The 23,044-nt window shown below is 72.0% G+C and carries 26 protein-coding genes; 14 read left to right on the forward strand and 12 right to left on the reverse strand.

Annotated elements, in window-relative coordinates; translation table 11 throughout:
- The first annotated feature begins 66 nt into the window (after positions 1 to 66).
- Both H1226_RS20100 and H1226_RS20105 read left to right on the forward strand, forming a co-directional pair.
- Entirely contained in the window at positions 67 to 732 is a 666-nt protein-coding gene (locus tag H1226_RS20100; RefSeq protein WP_224955415.1) for a potassium channel family protein, read from the forward strand.
- A complete protein-coding gene (locus H1226_RS20105) occupies positions 732 to 1,391 on the forward strand; it encodes a potassium channel family protein (RefSeq protein ID WP_258342070.1) in 660 nt (219 codons plus the stop codon). Before H1226_RS20100 ends, H1226_RS20105 begins: the two co-directional genes overlap by 1 nt.
- Positions 1,392 to 1,560: 169 nt before the next feature.
- Here H1226_RS20105 and H1226_RS20110 read toward each other — a convergent pair whose 3' ends face one another.
- From H1226_RS20110 to dut, 4 genes are all read right to left on the reverse strand, one after another.
- Positions 1,561 to 2,340 carry a DUF3159 domain-containing protein gene (locus tag H1226_RS20110; RefSeq protein ID WP_373689967.1) on the reverse strand — a complete coding sequence of 260 codons (780 nt, stop codon included), beginning with the start codon at positions 2,338 to 2,340 and terminating at the stop codon, positions 1,561 to 1,563.
- Entirely contained in the window at positions 2,337 to 2,714 is a 378-nt protein-coding gene (locus H1226_RS20115) for an OB-fold nucleic acid binding domain-containing protein (protein WP_258342072.1), read from the reverse strand. The genes H1226_RS20110 and H1226_RS20115 overlap by 4 nt, the downstream gene beginning before the upstream one ends.
- 197 nt (positions 2,715 to 2,911) lie before the next feature.
- Positions 2,912 to 3,550 (reverse strand): DUF3710 domain-containing protein, encoded by a 639-nt coding sequence (locus H1226_RS20120; RefSeq protein WP_224955412.1) that lies wholly within the window; start codon positions 3,548 to 3,550, stop codon positions 2,912 to 2,914.
- 4 nt (positions 3,551 to 3,554) lie between these two features.
- Positions 3,555 to 4,049, reverse strand: a complete 495-nt coding sequence (gene dut / locus H1226_RS20125; RefSeq protein WP_224955411.1) for a dUTP diphosphatase — start codon at positions 4,047 to 4,049, stop codon at positions 3,555 to 3,557.
- Between the two features lie 24 nt (positions 4,050 to 4,073).
- Here dut and H1226_RS20130 point away from each other — a divergent pair, with 24 nt between their 5' ends.
- On the forward strand, positions 4,074 to 4,577 hold the full coding sequence (locus H1226_RS20130; RefSeq protein ID WP_258342073.1) for a DUF3093 domain-containing protein: 504 nt from the start codon (positions 4,074 to 4,076) through the stop codon (positions 4,575 to 4,577).
- 312 nt (positions 4,578 to 4,889) lie between these two features.
- Here H1226_RS20130 and H1226_RS20135 read toward each other — a convergent pair whose 3' ends face one another.
- Positions 4,890 to 5,192, reverse strand: coding sequence for a DUF4193 domain-containing protein (locus H1226_RS20135; RefSeq protein ID WP_224955409.1), 303 nt, complete (start codon positions 5,190 to 5,192; stop codon positions 4,890 to 4,892).
- Positions 5,193 to 5,549: 357 nt separating this feature from the next.
- Here H1226_RS20135 and cei point away from each other — a divergent pair, with 357 nt between their 5' ends.
- Positions 5,550 to 6,278 carry an envelope integrity protein Cei gene (gene cei, locus H1226_RS20140; RefSeq protein WP_224955408.1) on the forward strand — a complete coding sequence of 243 codons (729 nt, stop codon included), beginning with the start codon at positions 5,550 to 5,552 and terminating at the stop codon, positions 6,276 to 6,278.
- A gap of 70 nt (positions 6,279 to 6,348) precedes the next feature.
- On the opposite strand, the gene H1226_RS20145 is transcribed toward cei, so the two are convergent.
- Complete coding sequence (locus tag H1226_RS20145; RefSeq protein ID WP_258342074.1) at positions 6,349 to 7,155, reverse strand: inositol monophosphatase family protein; 807 nt, start codon at positions 7,153 to 7,155, stop codon at positions 6,349 to 6,351.
- Positions 7,156 to 7,242: 87 nt separating this feature from the next.
- Here H1226_RS20145 and ppgK point away from each other — a divergent pair, with 87 nt between their 5' ends.
- Positions 7,243 to 8,001: a polyphosphate--glucose phosphotransferase gene (gene ppgK, locus H1226_RS20150; RefSeq protein WP_224955406.1), complete on the forward strand. Its 759-nt coding sequence runs from the start codon at positions 7,243 to 7,245 to the stop codon at positions 7,999 to 8,001.
- A 306-nt stretch (positions 8,002 to 8,307) separates the two neighbouring features.
- Positions 8,308 to 9,708 carry an RNA polymerase sigma factor gene (locus tag H1226_RS20155; protein WP_258342075.1) on the forward strand — a complete coding sequence of 467 codons (1,401 nt, stop codon included), beginning with the start codon at positions 8,308 to 8,310 and terminating at the stop codon, positions 9,706 to 9,708.
- Between the two features lie 82 nt (positions 9,709 to 9,790).
- Here H1226_RS20155 and H1226_RS20160 read toward each other — a convergent pair whose 3' ends face one another.
- A complete protein-coding gene (locus tag H1226_RS20160; protein ID WP_258342076.1) occupies positions 9,791 to 10,405 on the reverse strand; it encodes a hypothetical protein in 615 nt (204 codons plus the stop codon).
- A gap of 147 nt (positions 10,406 to 10,552) precedes the next feature.
- Here H1226_RS20160 and H1226_RS20165 point away from each other — a divergent pair, with 147 nt between their 5' ends.
- The 3 genes from H1226_RS20165 (at position 10,553) to H1226_RS20175 (ending at position 12,546) form a co-directional block, all read left to right on the forward strand.
- Complete coding sequence (locus tag H1226_RS20165; protein ID WP_258342077.1) at positions 10,553 to 11,068, forward strand: hypothetical protein; 516 nt, start codon at positions 10,553 to 10,555, stop codon at positions 11,066 to 11,068.
- Entirely contained in the window at positions 10,987 to 11,547 is a 561-nt protein-coding gene (locus H1226_RS20170; protein WP_258342078.1) for a pentapeptide repeat-containing protein, read from the forward strand. The genes H1226_RS20165 and H1226_RS20170 overlap by 82 nt, the downstream gene beginning before the upstream one ends.
- Before the next feature lie 813 nt (positions 11,548 to 12,360).
- Positions 12,361 to 12,546, forward strand: coding sequence for a DUF7455 domain-containing protein (locus tag H1226_RS20175; protein WP_224955398.1), 186 nt, complete (start codon positions 12,361 to 12,363; stop codon positions 12,544 to 12,546).
- A gap of 82 nt (positions 12,547 to 12,628) precedes the next feature.
- On the opposite strand, the gene H1226_RS20180 is transcribed toward H1226_RS20175, so the two are convergent.
- Positions 12,629 to 13,837 (reverse strand): cysteine desulfurase-like protein, encoded by a 1,209-nt coding sequence (locus tag H1226_RS20180; RefSeq protein ID WP_258342079.1) that lies wholly within the window; start codon positions 13,835 to 13,837, stop codon positions 12,629 to 12,631.
- Positions 13,838 to 13,902: 65 nt separating this feature from the next.
- Entirely contained in the window at positions 13,903 to 15,645 is a 1,743-nt protein-coding gene (locus H1226_RS20185) for a DEAD/DEAH box helicase (RefSeq protein ID WP_224955404.1), read from the reverse strand.
- Between the two features lie 327 nt (positions 15,646 to 15,972).
- Here H1226_RS20185 and H1226_RS20190 point away from each other — a divergent pair, with 327 nt between their 5' ends.
- Positions 15,973 to 17,154: a YihY/virulence factor BrkB family protein gene (locus tag H1226_RS20190; RefSeq protein ID WP_258342080.1), complete on the forward strand. Its 1,182-nt coding sequence runs from the start codon at positions 15,973 to 15,975 to the stop codon at positions 17,152 to 17,154.
- Between the two features lie 54 nt (positions 17,155 to 17,208).
- Here the strand turns inward: H1226_RS20190 and H1226_RS20195 are convergent, their stop codons facing one another.
- Positions 17,209 to 17,463, reverse strand: coding sequence for a DUF3039 domain-containing protein (locus H1226_RS20195; protein WP_224955395.1), 255 nt, complete (start codon positions 17,461 to 17,463; stop codon positions 17,209 to 17,211).
- A 60-nt stretch (positions 17,464 to 17,523) separates the two neighbouring features.
- Complete coding sequence (locus tag H1226_RS20200) at positions 17,524 to 17,844, reverse strand: DUF3099 domain-containing protein (protein WP_258342081.1); 321 nt, start codon at positions 17,842 to 17,844, stop codon at positions 17,524 to 17,526.
- 183 nt (positions 17,845 to 18,027) lie between these two features.
- Between H1226_RS20200 and H1226_RS20205 the strand changes: the two genes are divergently transcribed.
- Entirely contained in the window at positions 18,028 to 18,702 is a 675-nt protein-coding gene (locus H1226_RS20205; RefSeq protein WP_258342082.1) for a lysophospholipid acyltransferase family protein, read from the forward strand.
- A gap of 238 nt (positions 18,703 to 18,940) precedes the next feature.
- Here H1226_RS20205 and H1226_RS20210 read toward each other — a convergent pair whose 3' ends face one another.
- A complete protein-coding gene (locus H1226_RS20210) occupies positions 18,941 to 19,516 on the reverse strand; it encodes an HhH-GPD-type base excision DNA repair protein (protein WP_258342083.1) in 576 nt (191 codons plus the stop codon).
- 74 nt (positions 19,517 to 19,590) lie between these two features.
- Here H1226_RS20210 and H1226_RS20215 point away from each other — a divergent pair, with 74 nt between their 5' ends.
- The 3 genes from H1226_RS20215 to H1226_RS20225 all read left to right on the forward strand — a co-directional run bounded on the left by H1226_RS20215 (position 19,591) and on the right by H1226_RS20225 (position 22,902).
- On the forward strand, positions 19,591 to 21,105 hold the full coding sequence (locus H1226_RS20215; protein WP_258342084.1) for a DUF7782 domain-containing protein: 1,515 nt from the start codon (positions 19,591 to 19,593) through the stop codon (positions 21,103 to 21,105).
- A complete protein-coding gene (gene dtd / locus H1226_RS20220; protein WP_258342085.1) occupies positions 21,105 to 21,530 on the forward strand; it encodes a D-aminoacyl-tRNA deacylase in 426 nt (141 codons plus the stop codon). The genes H1226_RS20215 and dtd overlap by 1 nt, the downstream gene beginning before the upstream one ends.
- A 403-nt stretch (positions 21,531 to 21,933) precedes the next feature.
- A complete protein-coding gene (locus H1226_RS20225; RefSeq protein ID WP_224955389.1) occupies positions 21,934 to 22,902 on the forward strand; it encodes a sigma-70 family RNA polymerase sigma factor in 969 nt (322 codons plus the stop codon).
- The last annotated feature ends 142 nt before the right edge of the window (positions 22,903 to 23,044 follow it).

A 23,044-nucleotide genomic window follows, 5' to 3' on the forward strand; every position in this document is an offset into this window, starting at 1 on the left:
TACCGTCACGCTGGCGCGGCGGTCGGCCGCCGTGCCGCCGACCGCCCGTGATGAGGAGACAAGGCCGTGCACGTCGTGATCCTGGGCTGCGGCCGGGTGGGGGCATCCCTCGCCGCCGCCCTGCAACGGCTCGACCACACCGTCGCCGTGGTGGACAAGGACGAGGGCGCGTTCCACCGGCTCGGCAAGGACTTCACCGGCCGCCAGGTCACCGGCAACGGGTTCGACCGGGACGTGCTGACCGAAGCGGGCATCGAATCCGCCGCGGCGTTCGCCGCCGTCTCCAACGGCGACAACTCGAACATCATCGCCGCCAGGGTGGCCCGCGAGACGTTCGGTGTGGAGCACGTCGTCGCCCGCATCTACGACCCGAAGCGCGCCGCCGTGTACGAGCGGCTCGGCATCCCCACCGTGGCCACCGTCCCGTGGACCACCGACCGGTTCCTGCGGATGCTGCTGCCCGAAGGGGTCGCGACCGCCTGGCGCGAACCGTCCGGCGCCGTCGCCGTGCTGCAGCTGCCGCTGCACGAGGACTGGGTCGGCAGGCGCGTCGTCGAGCTGGAGGACACCACCGGCGCCCGGGTGGCGTTCGTGATGCGCTTCGGCGGCGGCGTGCTGCCCGACCGCAAGACCGTCATCCAAGCCGACGACGACGTCTACGTCGCCGCGCTGTCCGGCACCGTCACCGACGTCACCGCGGCGGCGCTGCGCGCACCAGAGGAGACCGAGTGATGCGCATCGCGATCGCCGGCGCCGGGGCCGTCGGCCACTCCATCGCCGGTGAGCTGCTCGACGGCGGCCACCAGGTCATGCTCATCGAGCGCGGCACCGAGAACTACCGGCCGAAGACCCTCCCCGACGTGGAGTGGGTCCTCGCCGACGCCTGCGAACTCGCCTCGCTGGAGGAGGCCGGGTTGCAGTCCTGCGACGTGGTCATCGCGGCCACCGGCGACGACAAGGTGAACCTGGTGGTCTCGCTGCTGGCGAAGACCGAGTTCGCGGTGCGCCGCGTCGTCGCCCGGGTCAACGACCCGCGCAACGAGTGGCTGTTCACCACCGCCTGGGGCGTCGACGTGGCCGTGTCCACGCCGCGGATGCTCGCCGCCATGGTCGAGGAGGCCGTCAACGTGGGCGACCTGGTGCGGCTGATGACGCTGCGCCAGGGCCAGGCGAACCTCGTGGAGATCACCCTGCCCCCGGACACCTCGCTCGCGGGCCGCCGGGTGCGGGACCTGGCGCTGCCGCCGGACGCGGCGCTGGTGACGATCCTGCGCGGCGGCCGGGTCATCGTCCCGCAGCAGGACGACCCGGTGGAGGCCGGCGACGAGCTGCTGTTCGTGGCGGCGGCCGAGGTGGAACCGCAGATCCGCGAAGCGGTCCACGGCCGCTGAGCGACTGGTCGCGGAATCCCGCTGCGGGAGCGGCCACCACCTGGGCAGCAGGGCCCCGCGGGTGCTCAGCGCCGCCCTCGCGGGGAAGGCGCTCCCCCGACCGACGATCCCGCGGCGAGGACGCGCCTGAGGTTCACCCGTCCCCGCGGCGAGCGGCGGCGGGAGGAGCTCAGTTCTCGCCTTCGGGCAGGGTGTGGCGGGCGTAGGCGGCCCGGTCGGCCGCGTCGCGCTCGGCCTGCTCGCGGTCCGCGGCCTCCTGCGCGATCTTCGAGGCGCGGCGAACGGCCCACACGGTCACCAGCAGCGCCAGCACCGTCAGCGGGTAGCCCATCGCGATCCGCGCGAACCCGAGCCACGCGGTCTCGTCCGCGTTGTACAGCCACTGCTGCACCACGTACTTGGCGGCGAACACGACCACCCACGCGAGCGTGGCGATGTCGTAGGCGCGCAGCGCCGCCCGCTGCTTGCGCCAGCCGAAGCCCAGCGAGTTCAGCGCCGACCAGGCCACGCCCACCAGCGGCCAGCGCGCCAGCACCGACAGCAGGAACACGCCGCCGTACACCAGGCTGGTCCAGATGCCCAGCAGGAAGAAGCCCTTGGCGTCCCCGGAGCGGTAGGCGATGAACGAGCACACCGCCACGCCCAGCACCCCGGAGATCGCGGGCTGCAGCGGCTCCTTGCGCACCAGGCGCCACACCGCGATCGCCACCGCCAGGCCGATCGCCGACCAGATCGCCGGCATCATACCGGTGAACGCGTTCACCAGCACGAACACCACGATCGGCACGGCCGAGTAGGCGAGGCCGGAGACCCCGCCCATCTGCTCCAGCAGGGTCTTCTCGGACAACGGGGTCGCGGCGTCGTCCGCGGCGCCCGGTGGCACCTGCCCGGTCTCGGGCTCGGCGGCGGGCCGCTGGTGGTCGGCCGCCGGTGTCTCGCGTTCGCTCATGCGGTGTTCTGCAACTCGTAGTAGGGGTTGTACAGCACCTTGCAGCCGTCCCGGACCGCGATCCGGCCGCGGGCCTTGATGGTGCGGCCCGGTTCGATGCCGGTGATCCGGCGCCTCCCCAGCCACACCAGCGTCACGCCTTCGGTGCCGTCGAACAGTTCGGCTTCCAGCGTCGGAGCGGAGTTCTTCGGGGACATGTCCACGCTGCGCAGCCTGCCCAGCACCACGGCCTCCTGGCCGCACCGGCAGTCGCAGGCGCGCTGCGCCCCGTCCGCCTGCGCGCGCTCGGAGAGGTCGTCGGCGTCGAGCTCGGCGACGTCGCTGGTCAACCGACGCATGAGGCGGCGCCAGTAGCCGCCCCCGGTGTTGCTCATCGCTAGCGCTCCACGTACGCCTGGGACTGAACACGATCGGCGGAGGCCCGTCGGAACGGCGGGCCACCGGGTCTTCCGATGACTTCTCGGGGCACTGCTGCGCGCTCCGAACACCAGCGTAGCCCGTGCTCAGCCGCGCGTCGCCACCCTGGCGCCAAAACGAAGTCGATCACTCGAAAGCGTGATCAACTTCGGAATCAGGCCTGCTGCTGCTCGCCGTTCTGCGCCTGCTGGATGTGCCGCGCGATGGATTCGGGCAGCTCGATCGGCAGCGGCGTGCGCACCGGCAGCGGGTCCTCGCCGCGGACCACCACGGTCTCGTCGAGCACCGTGTACAGCAGCTTCGAGCAGGCCTCCGCGGTCTCCGCCGGGCCGGCGGCCACCCCGCGGACCATCCAGCGCGGGCCGTCGACGCCGACGAACCGCAGTGCGGCGCGCGGCGAGTCGCCGACCAGCTCGCGGCCCCACTCGCCGTCCTCCTCGTGGACCGTGGCGCCGTCCCGGCGCAGCTGCGCGGTCAGCTCGGCGCGGACCTCCGGCCACAGCTCGGCGCTGCGCGGCGCGGCGAACGCGCTGATGGTCAACCGGCCCACCCGGGTCACCAGGTGCACCGCGCGCACCGGGCCCGCCGGGTCCACCTCGACCTGCAGCTGGCTGCCCTCCGGTACCGGCAGCCGCACCGAACCCAGGTCCAGCCGCTCGACCTCGTCGCCCGCGGGCAGCTCACCGAGGTCGTAGGGCCCCAGGCCCGACTCCGACCCGGCGGCCTCCGCGCTCTCCGCCGGCACGCCCTCGTCCTGCCGCGAGTCCCGCCCGCGACGGCCCAATCCGAACATCCCCTCAGACCTCCGTCCTGTGCTCGGAACCGGCGGACGCCGGTCCCGTCAGCACCTCGTGCCCGCCGGTGGATCCGTGGCCACCGGTCCCCCGCTGCGATTCGGGCAGCGCCTCGACCTCTTCGAACACCGCGCACTCCACGCGCTGCACGACCAGCTGGGCGATGCGGTCGCCGCGCCGCAGCGACAAGGTCTCAGCACGATCATGATTGATCAAGCAGACCTTGATCTCACCGCGGTACCCGGAATCGATCGTGCCCGGGGAGTTCACCACCCCCAACCCGGCGCGCGCGGCCAGCCCGGAACGGGGGTGCACGAACCCGGCGTACCCCTCGGGTAACGCGAGCGAGACGCCGGTGCCGACGAGCGCTCGCTCGCCGGGGCGCAGCACGAGGTCGCTGGTCGTCACCAGATCGGCACCGGCATCACCGGGCCGGGCGTACGACGGGATCGGCACTTCGGGGTCGAGACGGGTCAGCAGGACCTTCACGTTCGGCACGGGCGGCGAGACTACCCTGGAGGCGTGTCGGAGAGCGCAGAAGCAACCAGCCCCGCCGCGGACGCCCCCGGTCAGGGGAACGTCGGCGAGTCGCGGACCTACCGGGAACGGCTGTACGCGGCCTGGTGGACCTGGCCGTTGCCGCTGGTGATGGCGGGCCTGCTGGCCGCCGAGGTGCACATGGGCTATCCGGGGATCCGGGCGTGGCTGCCGTACGTGCTGCTGCTGCCGATCGCGGTGGCGGTCCCGCTGTGGCTCGGCCGGACGAAGATCGAGGTCACCGGCGGGGAGCTGTGGGTCGGCGACGCGCACGTGCCGCTGCGCTTCATCGAGGACGCCGAGGTGGTGCCCGCCGCGGAGAAGCGGCGCGCGCTGGGCCCGGAACTCGATCCGGCCGCATTCGTGGTGCACCGGCCCTGGGCGCCCGCATCGGTGCGGATCTGGCTCGACGACGAAGACGACCCCACCCCCTACTGGGTGGTGAGTTCCCGCCGTCCGGAGCAATTGGCCGCCGCATTGCGGAGTTGAGCGGATCCGCAGAGCACACCGCGCCGCCGGCGGCGGTCGGCCGGCGAAAACAACAAACCTGGGCGCACGACCACTCGTGAGCCCAGGTCCGTGTTCGGTCTTCGCCGTTCCCATTCGCCGCGTCCGCCGACTCGCCGCAGCCGATCAGCCCGCCCCGGACCGGTGGCCCACCGGTCCGAAGCCGCCGGGTCGTGCTGCGCCCGGACAGCCGTGGCCCGACCGCGAGAACGCCCCTCCAGGTCGCCCTCGCCACCAGGCCCGTCCGGGCGTCACCGCAGGCCACCCCGCCTGCGGACCCCCGTCCGGTACTGCTCAGGCAGCGCAGTCGCGGCAGATCAGGCCGCCGTTGCGCTCCTCGGCCAGCCTGCTGCGGTGGTGCACCAGGAAGCAGCTGGAGCAGGTGAACTCGTCGGCCTGCTTGGGCAGGACCTTGACGGTCATCTCCTCACCGGACAGATCGGCTCCCGGCAACTCGAAGTTCTCCGCGATCTCCGATTCATCGGCGTCGACGACGCCGGATTGCGCTTCGTTGCGCCGCGCCTTGAGCTCCTCCAACGAGTCTTCCGTCATTTCCTCGGACTCGCTGCGGCGCGGAGCGTCGTAGTCGGTCGCCATCGTGATTCACCCCTGCGATAGTGGAGACTGCAATGGTGTGCCGCTGGTAAACGTTCCAGGGCTCTCATTTGTGCCCGGAGGCATGCGTGACGGTGATCTCGCCTGCTGCGCCCCAAGTTCCCCCTGAAACGAGCCGCTCTCGCTCCCCGTCACTGCCCGAGGCGCCGAGAGGGTAGCCCATCCTCGAACCGCAGACGCATGAGGTCACCCATATGTGTGGTGTGCACTGCACCGAGGCATCCGACAAGATCACCCGAACGTCTGCTTCAGCAGACGCAACGAGTGCGACACGACGGCCTGTCCGGCGACGCGGAACCGACCGCCAACGCCTAGGCTGATCGCGCAACGTCCGATCCGATGACGGCAAGAGGAGAGTGGCAGGACGTGTCAGCCGCGACTTCACGCTGGGGCGCCCAAGGCCCCCGATACCGGCGACGGCGACCGCTGCCAGCTCTGCTCGTGCTGGGGCTGCTGGTCGTCCTGTCCGGTCTGATGTGGACCCGGGTCTTCGAGACCACCGAGGACGTCGAGACCGCCACCCGGTGCACCGTCCCGGGCGCGCCGACCGCGCCGCCCGAACCCGACGCCGATCCGCAGCAGGAACCGCCCGCGCTGGGCCAGATGCTGCCCCGCGACGCGCTGGACCGCACCAACCCCATCCCGGCCCACGACGTGAAGGTGCGGGTGCTCAACGGCAACGGCGAGGCCAACCAGGCCGGTCTCATCAGCCAGGAGCTGACGAACTACGGTTTCGCGCCCGGCGGTGAGCCGGACAACGACCCGGTCTACCCGAACTACGACCTCGACTGCCACGGCCAGATCCGCTTCGGCGCGGCCGGGGCGAGCGCGGCCCGCACGCTGAGCCTGATGGTCCCGTGCGCGCAGCTGGTGCGCGACGACCGCAACGGCGACACGCTGGACCTGGCGCTGGGCAAGGACTTCCGGGACATCCGGAACAAGCCGGAGGCCCGGCAGATCCTGCAGGAGCTGAAGAACCGGGAGCCGCAGGGCGCCGCCGAGCAGGAGGTCCGGGCGCCGCAGATCGACGAGGAGCTGCTGGAAGCCGCCCGCGACGTGGCCTGCTGAGCCGGCACCGGCTCCCCGAACGCGGCGATGCCCGCCTGCCGTCCCGGACGGCAGGCGGGCATCGTGGCGTTCACACCTCGAACGCCCCCACTTCGCGCAGCACCGCGGTCAGCCGGTCGGCGAGGCCCGGCGCCGCGCAGACCATCGCCTCGTCGCCGAGTCCGTCGGACGTCCCGGCCGCGGGCAACCGCAGCAGCGCACCGGCCTCCTGCGCGATGAGCGCTCCGGCCGCCCAGTCCCACCGCTTCAACCCGACCTCGTAGTAGGCGTCGAGCCAGCCCGCCGCGACCGCGCACAGGTCCAGCGAGGCCGCGCCCGAACGCCGGATGTCGCGCACCCGCCCCAGCAGCCTGCCGGTCGCCGCGGCCTGGCCGCGGCGCCGCTCGACGTCGTAGGCGAACCCGGTGCCCACCAGGGCCAGGTCGAGCCGGTCCGCGGCGGAGGCGCGCAGCCGCTCCTCGCCGCAGAACGCACCGCCGCCCTCGGCCGCGCTCCACACCCGGCCCGAAACCGGCTCCACCACGGCCCCGGCGACGGATCGGCCGTCGACCTGCGCGGCCAGCGACACGGCGTACCAGGGGTAGCCGTAGAGGTAGTTCACGGTTCCGTCGATCGGGTCCACGACCCAGCGCAGCCCGTCCAGCGCTCCCGCGCCGCCTTCCTCCTCGCCGAGCACCGATTCGCCGGGGCGCAGCTCGGCGAGCCGGTCCCGCACGAGCCGCTCGGCCGCCCGGTCGGCCTCGGTGACGACATCGGTCTCCGTGCTCTTGGTCCGCACCGCACCGCCGGTCACCGATTCGTCACGAATCGTGCTCGCCAGCTCGGCCGCCTCGCCCGCGACCTGCGTCGCGACGGCGCGGAGGGTTTCGTTGTCCATGTCAGCTGTCAATCCCACGTTCACATCGCAGCACAGCGCGGATAAGGTCTGCACACCTCGTTCTGAATCGAATAGGAAGGATCGGGCATGGGCACTGCCCGCGGTTTCGGCGTGGATATCGGCGGGTCCGGCATCAAGGGGTGTCCGGTGGACATCGACGGTGGTGTGCTGGCCGAAGAACGCATGCGAATCCCCACCCCCCACCCCTCGACACCGGACGCGGTGGCCGACGCGGTCGCGGAGATCGTCGAGAAGTTCGGCTGGTCCGGCCCGGTCGGCGTCACCCTGCCCAGCGTGATCAAGGAGGGTGTCGCCCATTCGGCGGCGAACATCGACAAGAGCTGGATCGGCACCGACGCGCAGGCGCTGTTCGCGGAACGGCTCGGCAAGTCGCGCGATCAGGTGGTCGTGCTCAACGACGCCGACGCCGCCGGCCTCGCCGAGATGCGCTCGGGCGCAGGGGCGGGCCGGAACGGGCTGGTGGTCGTGCTGACCTTCGGCACCGGCATCGGCAGCGCGATGTTCCTGGACGGCAAGCTGGTCCCGAACACCGAGTTCGGGCACATCGAGGTCGACGGGCACGACGCGGAGAAGCAGGCCGCCGCCTCGGTGAAGGACGACCTGGACCTCAGCTACCCGGAGTGGGCGCCGCGGGTGAGCCGCTACGTCCAGGGCCTGGAGAAGTTCCTCTGGCCGGACCTGTTCATCGCGGGCGGCGGGGTCAGCAAGAAGGCGCACAAGTGGCTCCCGCTGCTGGACGTCCGCACGCCGATCGTGGCCGCGACGTTGAAGAACGACGCGGGCATCGTCGGCGCGGCCACGGCCGCGGCGGCGCTCGGAGACTGATCTCGACGGCGGCCGGGGCGATGTCGTGGCGTTTCCCCGGTACGTCCGTCCGAGTGATCTCGGAAGGACCGCGTTGCGCTGGGACGGGACCGATCTCCGCCTTGCAGCGGAACCGCACTCCACCGTCGCGGTTACAATGGAACACGACCGACCTCATCCGGAACCTCCGGCACGGCGCCGGAACAGGCGTTCAGCCGAAATCGACTCCGCTTCGGAAGTTCTGGCAGGTGGGTCGTCCCCGACCTCTGGCGGCCGAGGTTTCGCGCCCTCCGGCCTGCCCTGATCGACCGTCGCGAAAGGGCGTACGTGGCAGCCGCAGAAACCGCAACCCGACGCTCCAGCTCCGCTGCAACCGCCGGCGGTGGCCAGTCTTCGTCGGCCAAGTCCGCATCCCAGTCCCAGACCGAGGCGTCCGCGCAAGAGACCGGCCAGGCCGGTACCGGCGCGGCGAAGGCCAAGTCCGCGACAGCCGCGAAGTCGGCGGGTCGCAAGACCGCCGCGAAGCCGGCGGCCAAGAAGGGCACCAAGGCCGCTCCGGCCAAGTCCGGCGCGGGCAAGGCCGGTGCGAAGAACACCGCCAAGAACGGCGAAGGTCTGGAGATCGACGAACCGATCGAGACCGACCTGACCTCGCCCGACGTGGGTGACCTCGCCGAGGTCGAAGTGGAGATCCCGGAGGAGCCGACCGTCCCCGAGGACGAGGACGGCAAGACCGACTCCGACTTCGTCTGGGACGAGGAGGAGTCCGAGGCGCTGCGGCAGGCCCGCAAGGACGCCGAGCTCACCGCCTCCGCCGACTCGGTGCGCGCCTACCTGAAGCAGATCGGCAAGGTCGCGCTGCTCAACGCCGAGGAGGAGGTCGAACTCGCCAAGCGGATCGAGGCCGGCCTCTACGGCGCCGAGCGGCTCCGCCAGGCCGAGGAGGCCGACGAGAAGCTCACGTTCCAGATGAAGCGCGACCTGCGCTGGATCGTCCGGGACGGCGAGCGGGCCAAGAACCACCTGCTGGAGGCCAACCTCCGGCTCGTGGTCAGCCTCGCCAAGCGCTACACCGGCCGCGGCATGGCGTTCCTGGACCTGATCCAGGAGGGCAACCTCGGGCTGATCCGCGCGGTGGAGAAGTTCGACTACACCAAGGGCTACAAGTTCTCCACGTACGCCACCTGGTGGATCCGGCAGGCCATCACCCGCGCGATGGCCGACCAGGCCCGCACCATCCGCATCCCGGTGCACATGGTCGAGGTCATCAACAAGCTGGGTCGCATCCAGCGCGAGCTGCTGCAGGACCTGGGCCGCGAGCCCACGCCCGAGGAACTCGCGAAGGAAATGGACATCACCCCGGAGAAGGTGCTGGAGATCCAGCAGTACGCCCGGGAGCCCATCTCGCTGGACCAGACGATCGGTGATGAGGGCGACAGCCAGCTCGGCGACTTCATCGAGGACTCCGAGGCGGTCGTCGCCGTCGACGCCGTGTCGTTCACCCTGCTGCAGGACCAGCTGCAGTCGGTGCTGGCGACGCTGTCCGAGCGGGAGGCGGGCGTGGTGCGGCTGCGCTTCGGCCTCACCGACGGCCAGCCGCGGACGCTGGACGAGATCGGCCAGGTCTACGGGGTGACGCGCGAGCGCATCCGGCAGATCGAGTCGAAGACGATGTCGAAGCTGCGTCACCCGTCGCGGTCCCAGGTGCTGCGCGACTACCTGGACTGAGTTCCCGAACCGCATTGGAGGCCGGTACCCCGCGGGGTACCGGCCTCCTGTGCGTTCGAGGCGGGTCCGGGTCTGCTCCCGCTCAGCGGAGCCGGTCGGCGAGGTGCTCGGCGAAGGCGTCGCCGAGCAGCCGGGTCCGTCCGGCGAACCCCCAGGTGCGGTAGCGCAGCGTGCGCCCGTCGGTGGTGCGCAGCAGCACGACGGTGCGGCGGAACCGGTGCAGCACGCGGCCTTCGACGACGGAGTCGTAGCGGTGCGCGGCGACCGGCGCGGACGGTTCGCCGGGTGCGGACTTGCGGCCCCGGGCGGCGCGCAACCGCTGCAGCCAGCGCGGCGGGTTCCGGTGGAAGTGCCCGAGGGTGACAACGGCGAACACGATCGACAGGACCTCGGCGAGCAGGTTCACCAGCCAGTACAGCAGCAGGCCGACCAGGATCAGGAACATGGGCATCCCGATGATCGCGGCGACCAGCTGGGCGGTGTCGTCGTGCTTCAGCCGTTCGCGGAACGGCATGGCCAGCACCGCCAGCACCCAGGTGCCGACGACCACCCAGATCATCAGCCGTTTGAGGTCGGGCCAGGCGAAGGCGGTGCGGTGCAGGGTCCAGCCCTGCTGGTCGAAGCGCAGCACTCCCCGGCCACCGGGGCGGGCGTGCACGTGGGTCAGCGCCGACACGCCGACATGTTCGGTGATCACCCGCGGAGATTATCGAGACGCCGCGGTCCGGCGGGGTGGTTCGGCGAATCCGGGAGCGCGGTCACCCCGCGCGGTCGTCGCCGCGCATCCGGGTGGCGTCGGGTCGTTCGGTGGCTCGACCGCGCGCCGGAGCCACATGATCGAGTGGTGAGCGAACGGCGGAGCGCGCAGCGGCCCGAAGTGCTGTCCAACGCGGCGATCGCGGGCTGGGGGATCGGGCTGGTGCTGCTGGGCTTGATCTCGATCATCGCGCTGTGGGGGCTGGTGAGCAGCACCGGGCCGGAGGCCGGGACTCGGCTGGACGCCATTCGCACCGCGTTCAGCATCGTCCTCGGCGGTGGCGGGGCGGCCGGCCTGCTGCTGACCGCGCGCAAGCAGCGGTCCACCGAGCTGGACATCGAGATCAAGAGCCACGACTCGGCCGAGGCCAGGGTGACCGAGCTGTACGGCCGGGCCGCGGACCAGCTGGGCAGCGACAAGGCACCGGTGCGGCTGGCCGGGATCTTCGCGCTGGAACGGCTCGCCCAGGGCGACCCGGAGCACCGGCAGACCATCGTGGACCTGCTGTGCGCCTACTGCGGATGCCCGCCGCCACGTCGGGCGCGGACGACGCCGACCCCGCCCTGGAGCGGGAAGTGCGGGACACCGCCCAACTGGTGCTGACCGCGCACCTGCGCGCCGACGAGGACACCGCCGAGCTGTTCTGGCCGGACATCCGGCTGAACCTGGCGGGCGCGGTGCTGAGCACGTTCCGGTTCACCCGCTGCCGGGTGCGGCGGGCGACGTTCGCCGGGGCCCGCTTCGACGGTCCCGGCGTGTTCCGCGGCGCCGTGTTCGAGCAGCAGGCCGACTTCCGGTCCGCGCGGTTCACCGGGCTGGCGGACTTCCGGCGGGTGAGCTTCGACGGTCAGGGCGCGAACTTCCGCGGTGCCCTGTTCGCGGGCGAGGTCGACTTCGGCACGCACACCGAGGCCGCCCTGACCGGCGCGTGCGCGACGCCGCCCGCCGACGGGGTCCGCCGCAAGTGGCCCGCCGGCTGGTGCGAGGAACCGGACGGGGAGCGGCACGTGCTCGTACGATCGGGTCATGGATCTTCCGGCTCGGTCACCGTTCGTGACAGCATGAGCCGGTCGGAAGACTGAACCTCCGAGATGCGTGGAAGTGGGTGAACCACCATGTCCAGGATGTACGCACGACTCTCCGGTGCGCGCTGCACGTGCGCGAACCGCTCGATGCGGACGACACGGCCGTTGCTCGGCCGCGGTGGTTCGCCCACGGACCCGCTCGGTTAGGTGATCGCGGCGGCCGTGGGCCGACCGCGGTCGCTCTCCCGGCCGGAGCAGTCCGCCTCGCCCGGAGCTCGGACGCCCGGATTCGTCGGGGCGATCCGCGCGATCGGTCGACGGCACCGGTGCGGCTTGGTGGCCGCTCAGCGCGATCGATCCGCACGGTCCCGCCGCGGAGATCCTGGCGGACCGAGACCGGAACGTTCCGCCGCGGAGGCTCCTCCACGGCGGTTCCACGCCGGATTCGCCGGAATTCGCGGGGAATCGGAACGTGATTCATCACACAGCGAATCTCGGGAATTCGACGCATCCCAGGCGTGCGGGTCGTTCGCTTGCAGCAGAACGGTTCGCGCCCGGAGCCGGGAATGCGCACCGCCGGTACGCACGAAACGCCGGTCGGCGCAATTCGAGGTTCACCATTTTCCCTGGTCAGTGGACTCGAAAACGGCTCCGTGCCGGGATTGCCACGCTCCGCTACCGATGCTGCGGCAAGCGGGTACTTCGACGTGACGACGGTCGCCACTCCGCTCGGGAACACTGACGTACGGCTGTGCGTCTGCAAGAGTGGGGTAAGCGAGCACCGGCCCCGCCGCCAGTGGGCCACCGGTGGTCGCAGCAGGATCGAGGGCGTCGGGGTACGACCCGGCGCCGGGACGGAGGGAGATCACGATGCCTGGAACGCTCACCCGCCCCGAGCTGACCGCCGCCGACCGCTGCGACCGCTGCGGGGCCGCTGCGAAGCTTCGCGCCGTACTGCCATCCGGTGGGGAGCTGTTGTTCTGCGGGCACCACGGCCGGGAGTTCGAGCCGCGCTTGCGGGAAATGGACGCCGAACTCCAGCAGGACGAGCAGTAACGACACCCGACCCGAGGGCCCCGGAGAACCTGGTTCTCCGGGGCCCTCGGCGTTCCGGGGCGGCCACCCCGACGCGCGGTGGTCAGGCCAGGTCGCCGAGCGCGGCCAGCAGACGCCGCACGTCGGCCTCCTCGCTGTAGTGGCACAGCGCGGCGCGCACCGCGCCCGCCTCGCCGAGGCCGAGCGCGCGCACCGCCTGCCACGCGTAGCCGTGTCCGGCGGACACGTTGATGCCCCGCTCGGCGAGCGATCCGGCGACCTCGGTCGGGGCGCGGCCGGGCACGGTGAACGCCGCGATCGGCGTGCACCGACCGGTGGGCCGGCCGACCCGGCGCACGTGCGGCAGCTCGGCGAGCCCGTCGAACAGCAGCGCGGCCAGCCGGTCCTCGTGGGCGACGACCGCACGGCGGCTCGCGAGCAGCCGCTCCCGGCGGGTTCCGGTGGCCGCCGGGTCCAGCTCGGCGAGGTGGTCGACGGCGGCGGTCACCCCCGCCAGCAACTCGAACGGCGCGGTGCCCAGCTCGAACCGGGTCGGGATCGCGTCCGGCGAGGGCAGCAGCTTGTCCGGGTTCAACGTCTCCAGCGACCACGGGTCGGCCGCCACCACGGCCGCCAGGTGCGGGCCGGACCACTTGTAGGCGCTGGTCGCGTAGAAATCGGCACCGAGCGCGGCGAGGTCCACCTCGGCGTGCGGGCAGTGCTGCACGCCGTCGACGAAGCTGGTCGCCCCCACCTCGCGGGCCCGCCGGGTGATCGCCGCGACGTCGGGAACGTCGCCGACCAGGTTCGACGCCGCCGTGACCGCGACCAGCCTGGTCCGCTCCCCGATGAGCTCCACCACCCGCTCGGCGGCCAGCGCCCCCGTGTCGGGGTCGATCGGGGCGAACCGCACGGTCGCCCCGGCCCGCTGCGCATGCTGCACCCACGGGCGCACGTTGGAGTCGTGGTCGAGCTCGGTCACCACCACCTCGTCGCCCGGGCGCCAGCCCGCCGCGAGGACCCCGGCGAAGCGGTAGACCAGCGCCGTGGTGCTCGGCCCGAACACCACGCACTCCGGGCCGGGCGCGCCGGTCAGGTCGGCCAGGGCGGCGCGCGCCTCGGCCACGACGGACACCGCCCGGCGGCTGGAGGCGAAGGCCCCGCCCACGTTCGAGACGCCGCGCGCCAGCAGCTCCGCCACCGCGTCGATCACCTGCTGCGGGACCTGCGTCCCGCCCGCCGAATCGAGCCAGGACCGGCCGTCGGACAGCGCCGGGTACCGGGCCCGCACCTTCTCCACGTCGAATGCCATGGGGAGCAGGGTAGGCACGGGCGATCACACCGGGGTCGCGATCGGACACCGTCCGCAGCGGGTCCTCACCAGGACCGCAGGGTGGCGATCCGCTCCTCCAGCTGCTCGACCGTGGCCATCGCGGTGGGCGGGCCGCCGCAGATCCGGCGCAGCTCGTTGTGGATCTTGCCGTGCGGTTTGCGGGTGCGGTGGTGGTGCAGCGAGACGAGCGTGTTGAGCTCCTTGCGCAGCCCCTTCAGCCGTTCCTGCACGCTCTGCGGGCGGCGGGCCTGCTCGGCCTGCTCGGCGCGTTCCGCGGCCTTCTGCTCCTTGTCCGCGGCCTCGCGCTTGCCGACGGTCTCCAGCTGCTGCTCCTGGCGCTGGCGCAGCAGCGCTCGCACCTGGTCCGGTTCGAGCAGCCCGGGCAGGCCCAGGTAGTCCTGCTCGTCCTCGCTGGTGCCGAACGCGGCGGTGCCGAACGAGGAACCGTCGTAGATCACCTGGTCGAGCTCGGCGTCGGCACCCAGCGAGGTGAACGCCTTCTCCTCCTCGCCCGGCTCGTCCTTGGTGCGGTTCGCGTCGGCGAGGAGCTCGTCCTCCCAGCCGTCCTTCTCCCGGTGCGGTTTGCCCAGCACGTGGTCGCGCTCGGCTTCGAGCTGGCTGGCCAGTTCCAGCAGCACCGGCACGCTGGGCAGGAAGATGCTCGCCGTCTCCCCCGGGCGCCGGGCGCGGACGAAGCGGCCGACGGCCTGCGCGAAGAACAGCGGGGTGGAGGCGCTGGTGGCGTAGACGCCGACGGCCAGCCGCGGGACGTCGACACCTTCGCTGACCATCCGGACCGCGACCATCCACTCGCCGTCGGAATCGGCGAACTCGGCGATGCGGCCGGAGGCCTTCGGGTCGTCGGAGAGCACCACCGTCGGCGTCGTGCCGGTCATCCGCTCCAGCGTCTTCGCGTACGCCTTCGCCGTGACGTGGTCGGAGGCGATCACCAGCCCGCCCGCGTCCGGCACCCCGCCGTTGCGCAGCTGCTGCAGCCGGGTGTGCGCGGCCTGCAGCACCGCGGGGATCCACTCCCCCGCCGGGTCCAGCGCGGTGCGCCAGGCCCGCGCGGTCTGCTCCGCGGTGAGCGGCTCACCGAGGCGCGCGGAGAACTCGTCGCCCGCGTTGGTGCGCCACCGGGTCTCCCCCGAGTACGCCAGGAAGATCACCGGGCGCACCACGCCGTCGCGCAGCGCGTCCGAGTAGCCGTAGGAGCTGTCGGCCTTGCTGCGCATCGACCCGTCGGCGTCCGGCTCGTAGTTCACGAACGGGATCGGCGTGTCGTCGCTGCGGAACGGGGTACCGGTCAGGGCCAGGCGCCGCACCGCCGGGGTGAACGCCTCGCGCGTCGCGTCGCCCCACGACTTCGCGTCGCCCGCGTGGTGGACCTCGTCCAGGATCACCAGGGTCTTGCGCCGCTCGGTGCGGACCCGGTGCAGCGTGGGGTGCGCGGCGATCTGCGCGTAGGTGACCACCACGCCGCGGTAATCGCTGGAGGTGAAGCCGTCGGAGTTGCGGAAGTCCGGGTCCAGCGGGATCCCGGCGCCGCCCGCGGCCATCGCCCACTGGTGCTTGAGGTGCTCGGTGGGGGCGACCACCGTCACCGACTCCACCGTCCGGTCCGCCAGCAGCTCCGCGGCGATGCGCAGACCGAACGTCGTCTTGCCCGCACCGGGCGTGGCGACGGCGGTGAAGTCCTGCGGGTTGCTGGAGAGGTACTTCGCCAGCGCCCGGCGCTGCCAGGCGCGCAGCGGGCGCTGGGCGGCCTGCGACGGGTCGCTGAGCACAGATCGGACTGGATCGAGTTGTGCCTCGGACACGCTTGCTCGCCGCTCCTTCCTGAGCCTTCTCCCCCTCGCGATGCGCGCGGCGCGTACCTGCGGATCACCGGCCGGGCGCGAGACGCCCCGGCGGCCCGGTGGAACCCGTCCACCCGTCCCGCCGCGCGGCTCCGCGCCGAGCGGGAGATCCGCCGAGGGCGACTCGCAGCCTACCGCCCCGCCTCCCGTGACCGGGCGCACCGACCCGCGAGCCGGATCGAGATCGCGCTGACACTCCCGGTTCGCCGGGTCCACGCCCGCTCGTCGTTCGCATGCAGCATCCTTGTAGCCGCGATGGGTTCCTCAGGTCCGACCGGTAACAGCCAGCGGCCCGGCCAGCACGGCCGACGGCCGGAGCCCTCCGATGCGCGCGCGCCGGAGGAGGACGCCCAGTCGCCGCCCGAGCAGGGCTGGGCCGCCACCGCCGGCACCCGCCCGCGACGAGGGCCGTTGCAGCTGATCTGGCGCACCATCGACAAGGCGTGGTGGGACAACATCTTCTCGGAGTCGGCGGCGGCCGCGTTCTGGCAGACGCTGTCGATGCCGCCGCTGCTGCTGGGGCTGCTGGGCAGCCTCGGGTTCCTGGGGGACTGGTTCGGGCCCGCCGTCGTGGACGCGGTGCACGGCAAGATCCTCGCCGGGGCGCGCGCGGTGTTCAGCGGCAACGTGGTGGACCAGATCATCGGGCCGACGGTGGAGGACATCCTCACCAAGGGGCGCAGCGAGATCGTGTCGGTGGGCTTCCTGCTGTCGTTGTGGGCGGGGTCCTCGGCGCTGGCCTCGCTGGTGGACTCGATCACCATGGCCTACGACCAGTACACGGTGCGACACAGCGTGTGGCAGCGGATCTTCGCGCTGCTGCTCTACTTGGCGGCGCTGCTGCTGGCCGTCGTCGGACTGCCGGTGATCGCGCTCGGCCCGGAGTGGCTGCCGACGGTGTTCCCGCCGTCGATGCAGGACGACGTGGCGTGGCTGATCCAGGTCTTCTACTTCCCCGCCACCGGCCTGTTGCTGGTGCTGGCGCTGGCCACGCTGTACAAGGTGGCGCTGCCGCGGAAGCTGCCGTGGCACCGCGGGGTGCCGGGCGCGCTGGTGGCGATGGTGGTGTTCCTGTGCTCCAGCGTCGGGCTCCGCTGGTACATCACCTGGGTGACCGGCACCGGCTACACCTACGGGGCGCTGGCCACGCCGATCGCGTTCCTGCTGTTCGCGTTCTTCATCGGCCTGGCGATCATCATCGGCGCCCAGTTCAACCAGGCGCTGCAGGAACTGTGGCCGGCGAAGATGACCCGCCGGGAGCGGCGCAAGTGGCGGCGCCTGGAGATGCGCCGCGCCGAGCAGCAGCTGCGCACCGAGGAGGGCTACCGGGCCTGGCGGGCGAAGGACGAGCGGCCACGCGCCGCCGTCGACCCGCCGACGACGATCGTGACCACCGCGCTCGCGCAGGAGAAACCGGACCCCGACGAGGAGTCCTAGCCGGTCCGGCTCTCAGCGGCTCCCCGGCACCGGCGAGCCGCTGAGCAACCCGGCTCAGTCGTCGTCGCCACCACCGGGGGGCAGGCCTTCGAAGACCTTCTTGCAGTCCGGGCACACCGGCGAGCCGGGCTTCGCCGACTTCGTCACCGGGAACACCTCGCCGCACAGCGCCACCACGTACGTGCCCATGACCGCGCTCTCGGCGATCTTGTCCTTCTGCACGTAGTGGAAGACCTCTGGACGGTCGTCCTGGGTCTGGTCCGTGGTCTCCGGCCGGACGTCGGTCTCCGGAAGCGTCATCGTGCTCATCACCCCATGATGCCGCACCGCGCCCGGCGGGCGCCGCGCACCTCGGGCGCCGGAACCGGTTCAGGAATCGTCGATCACCCGGTGGTCGCGGGATTCCAGCGCGCGCGCCGACTGCTGGTAGCGGTTGACCTGTTCGCTCTTGCGCGGCGGGCGGTCGTTGGCGATGAGCACCGCCATCCACGGCAGCGGGATCGAGATCGCCACGATGATCAACGCCAGCCACCAGATCTGGTAGCACGCCGCGCCCGCGATCAGGCACGGGATGCGCATCGACATCATGATCGCGTACCTGCGGCGGCGCTCCGCCTGCTGATCGTCGTAGGACGGCTGCGCCTCGGTGATCAGCACCGGGGTGTCGTCGCCGTGCCGAGTGCTGCTCACGACACCACCTCCACGTCCTCCATCGTCCCACTCGGCCCGCGGCTCCGACACCCTGGTCGCGGGGTGACCGCCGCCGCACCCGATCCACGGGTTTCACGTGGACTTGACCCGGCGGCGACCGCGGCGACCTGCGGCGGCGGTAGGTTCTGGGGTGGCGGGAGAGACGGACGGGGAGGCTGCGCGATGTTGTACATGCTCACGAAACGGGTGCTCGGTTCGGTGGCGCGGGCGGTGTACCGCCCGAAGGTCACCGGTGCCGAGCAGGTTCCTGCCGATGGCCCGGTCATCTTCGCGGTGAACCACCTGTCGGTGGCCGACAGCTTCATCGTCCCGCTGGTGGTCCCCCGGCCGGTGGCGTTCCTGGCGAAGGCCGAGTACTTCCAGGGCGGCGGGGTCAAGAACCGGCTCGTCGGAGGCGTGTTCCGGTCGCTCGGAGCCATCCCGGTGGAGCGCGGGCGCGGGCGGGCCGCGAAGGAGGCGCTGGGCGCGGCCGAGCGGGTCCTCGCCGACGGCGGCGCGTTCGGCATCCACCCCGAAGGCACCCGCTCCCCCGACGGACGCCTCTACCGCGGCCGGACCGGAGTGGCCCGGCTGGCGCTGAGCGGGGCGGCGACGGTGGTGCCGGTGGCGCTGCACGGCACCGACCGGCTGCTGCCCATCGGGGCGAAGGTGCCGCGGCTCACCCGCGTCGAGGTCCGGTTCGGCGCACCGCTGGACTTCTCCCGCTACCACGGCATGGAGGGGTCGCTGCCGGTGCTGCGGTCCATCACCGACGAGATCATGTACGCCATCTCGGAGCTGTCCGACCAGGAGTACGTGGACCGCTACCAGTCCCCGTCCTCCCAACAAGCGGCTTGATCGGTCCGGACACCTGTTCGAACCCGCCCGTCGGGTCGTATCCCTTTCCTGTCAGCGGCGAAGCCGCTGAGCCAACGCCCACCCGATCAACCGGACCACCCGCGGGTTCTCAGCGTTCTCCTCGCGAGGACAGCTTTTTCCCTCGTGGCGGAGCCACTCGGGAAAAAGATCCCGCAGCGAGGAGAACACTGAGGTTCCGCCACCCGAGCCCTACCCGACCCGAGTTCGAAGACCCGGATCACTTCTTCTTGGCGGCTGCTTTTTGGGCCTTCTTCCAGGAGCGGACCTCGTCCAGGGTCTCCTGGTCGACGACGTCGGCGATGGAGCGGCGGGCTTCCGGATCCCCGTAGGCGCCCGCGGCCTCCCGCCAGCCGTCCGGGTGCACCTGCCACTGCTTGCCGAGCAGCGCCAGGAAGATCCGCGCCTTCTGGTCGCCGTATCCGGGCAGCGCCTTGAGCCGGGCGAGCACCCGGGCCCCGTCCGGGTCCCCGTCGGTCCAGATCCGTTCGGCGTCGCCGTCGTAGTGCTCCACCAGGTACGCGCACACCGCCTGCACCCGCTTGGCCATCGAGCCGGGGAACCGGTGGATCGCGGGCGGGGTGGCGCAGGTGGCCGCGAACTCCTCCGGGTCCATCTCGGCGATGCCGCGGGCGTCGAGCTCGCCGAGGCGATCAAGGAGGACCTTGGGGCCGGCGAAGGCCCACTCCATCGGCACCTGCTGATCGAGGAGCATCCCGAGCAGCAACGCCAGCGGGTCTTCCGAGAGCAGCGCGTCGGCCTCGGCGTTCTGGGTCAGGTGCAGCGTCCGGCTCATGCGGCCAGGATCGCACGCGGGGTTCCGCGCGTCCCTGCGCAGGCCGTTCCGCGGGGCGTGTGAGGATCGGGCGCGTGATTCCGGATCTCTCGAACGACGTCCTCGACCGCCTCCGCGCCGCCTTCCAGGAGGTCGGCTACGACGCCGACGGCGTCATGGACCTGCTCGGGCCGCAGGCCCACGCCGCGCTCGGTCGGGGCGAACCCGTACCCGCGCTGCGGGCGACCGCGGACGGCGGGCCGCTAGGCACGCTGGTGCGGTTGTTCCTGCTCGGCGAGGCCGAACCGGCCGCCGAGGTGGCCGCGGCGCTGCGGCCGCTGCCGGTGGCCGACGCCGTCGCCGGTGGCGTGCTGGCCGCCGAAGGCGATGCGCTGCGCGCGGCGCTGGACATCCGCCCGCACAGCGCGGGCGAGGACTCGTGGTGGGTGGTCTCCGACCTCGACGCCGACCTGCGCCCGGAGGGCTGGGCGACCGGCGTCGACCACGTGCTCGGGGTCGGGCACGCCTCGCTGAGCCTGGTGCGGGCGACCTCGCGCAGGCAGGTCGGCTCGGTGCTGGACGTGGGCACCGGCTGCGGCGTGCAGGCCCTGCACGCCAGCACGCACGCGCGGCAGGTCACCGCGACCGACGTGTCCGCGCGAGCGCTGGCGCTGGCCTCGGCGACGTTCCGGCTCAACCGGATCGACGTGGAGCTCGCCGAGGGCGAGTGGTTCGAACCGGTGCGCGGCCGGCGGTTCGACCAGATCGTGTGCAACCCGCCGTTCGTGGTCGGTCCGCCGCGCACCGACTACGTGTACCGGGACTCCGGGCTCGCCGGGGACGACGCGAGCGCGCTGGTGGTGCGCCAGCTGCCGTCGTTCCTCGACGAGGGCGGCACGGGGCAGCTGCTCGCGTCCTGGCTGCACCGCAAGGGGGAGGACTGGCAGGACCGGGTGGCGCGCTGGCTGCCGCCGGGCGGGGTGGACGCCTGGTTCGCGCAGCGCGACGTGGCCGATCCGGCGCTGTACGTCGGCACCTGGCTGCTCGACGCCGGGTTCGACCCGCGCTCGCCCGCGGGCAGGCGCAAGGCCGCCGAGTGGCTGGACTGGTTCGACGCCAACGACGTGGACGGCGTCGGCTTCGGGTTCGTCACGCTGCGCCGCAGCGGCGCCGAGCGCGGCGAGGTGGTGTGCGAGGACCTCCGCCAGGCCTTCGACGACCCGCTGGGCCCGGAGAGCGACGGCTGGCTGCGCCGGGTGGAGTGGCTGCGCGAGCACGGCTCCGGCGACGGGCTGCTGGACGCGCGGCTGGTCACCGCGCCCTCGACGGTGCTGGAGGAGGTCGCCGCGCACGGCGAGGAGGGCTGGGAGCGCTTCGTGCACCGGCTGCACCGCACCGACGGCCCGGGCTGGCAGCACGAGGTCGACGAGCTCGGCGTGCGGCTGCTCGCCGGCTGCCAGGGCGCGCTGCCGGTGCGGGACCTGGTGGAGCTGCTCGCGCTCGGCGCGGGCGAGGACGCCGCGGAGCTCTCCCGCGCCGCGGTGCCGGTGCTGCGGGAACTGGTGCGGCACGGAATGGTGATCCCGGCGGAATGGGCGGACGGCGAGTAATGCGGGCGGTGGTCAGCCGGGTCACGCGGGCCTCGGTGCGGGTCGGCGGGGAGACCGTCGGCAAGATCGAAGAACGCGGTCTGCTGGTGCTATTGAGCGTGACCCATTCCGACGGCTCCGAACAGGCGGCGAATATGGCGCGCAAACTGCACGAGATGCGGGCGTTGCGCGATGAGGAGTCCTGCGCCACCACCGGAGCCCCGCTGCTGGTGGTGAGCCAGTTCACCCTCTACGGCTCGACCCGCAAGGGCCGCCGCCCGTCGTGGACCGAGGCGGCCCGCCCTGAGCAGGCCGAACCACTGGTGTCGGAGGTCGTCGAACGCCTGCGCGAGCGGGGCGCGCAGGTGGCCACCGGGCGCTTCGGCGCGATGATGGAAGTGGACAGCGTCAACGACGGACCATTCACGTTGTTGATCGACGTGTGAATGTAACGCCGGTTCTCAGCTGATCCTCAGACTTCGCGGAGCAACGGATGTGACCGCCGCGACGTCTCACGGTCGAGCAGTTCGGGAACGAATTCAAGGGTGCGTTCGTTTTCCAGGTATCCAAGCTTCGACAGCCCGGTCCACCGAGCCGCCACCGCAACGCGGCGGCTCGACGGCGAGTCGAGTGGAGTTCCGATCAGAACGGCCGTTCTCGCACCGGAACCACACGAGGCACGTCGTGGACACGCACCAGTCCTACCCGACAGCACGACACCAGACAGCACAACCGTCACATCCGGACGGCGTGGCATTCGGCCCGCAACACCGAGCGTACGCGTCCTCCACAGCGCCAGTCCGCGCCGTGGGCACGCCCCGCAAGCCAGCCCGTCAGGGAGGGAGCTCAATGACCGTCCCGCAGACCAACACCATGACCGCCACCGACGCCGACCTCGACAACCAGGGCCCCTCGGCCGACCTGGTGCGGGTCTACCTGAACGGCATCGGCCGGACCGCGCTGCTCACCGCGCAGGAGGAGGTCGACCTCGCCAAGCGGATCGAGGCGGGCGTCTTCGCGAAGCACATGCTGGAGACGGACGGCAAGATCTCGCCCGAGCGGCGCAGCGACCTGCGGGCGGTGGTGCGCGACGGCCAGTCGGCCAAGAACCACCTGATGGAGGCCAACCTGCGGCTGGTGGTGAGCCTCGCCAAGCGCTACACCGGCCGCGGCATGCCGCTGCTGGACCTGATCCAGGAGGGCAACCTCGGGCTGATCCGCGCGGTGGAGAAGTTCGACTACACCAAGGGCTTCAAGTTCTCCACGTACGCCACCTGGTGGATCCGGCAGGCCATCACCCGCGGCATGGCGGACCAGTCCCGCACCATCCGGCTGCCCGTCCACCTGGTCGAGCAGGTGAACAAGCTGGCCCGGATCAAGCGCGACCTGCACCAGAAGCTGGGCCGCGAGGCGACCGACGAGGAACTGGCCGCCGAGAGCGGGCTCACCCCGGAGAAGGTGTCCGACCTGCTCGACCACTCCCGGGACCCGGTGAGCCTGGACATGCCGGTCGGCGCCGAGGAGGACGCCCCGCTGGGCGACTTCATCGAGGACGCCGAGTCCGCCGACGCCGAGAACGCCGTGATCTCCGGCTTCCTGCAGGACGACCTGCGCCGCGTGCTGGGCACGCTGGAGGAGCGGGAGCAGTCGGTGATCCGGATGCGCTACGGCCTCGACGACGGCCAGCCGCGCACCCTGGACCAGATCGGCAAGGCCTTCGGGCTCTCCCGCGAGCGGGTCCGCCAGATCGAGCGGGAGGTCATGTCCAAGCTGCGGCAGGGCGACCGCGCCGACCGGCTGCGGGCCTACGCCAGCTGACGCTCGGCACCCGCGGCGACCCGAAGGAACGGACGTGCGCGTCCGGCCGGGCGACCGGCCGGACGCATCCCAGGGGAGGTCGGACTCGCCCACCGAGGCAGGTCCGGCCTCTCGCCCTGTCCGCGCCGGTCATCGCACCGGG

This window comes from Saccharopolyspora gregorii (genome assembly GCF_024734405.1).
Lineage (GTDB): Bacteria > Actinomycetota > Actinomycetes > Mycobacteriales > Pseudonocardiaceae > Saccharopolyspora_C > Saccharopolyspora_C gregorii.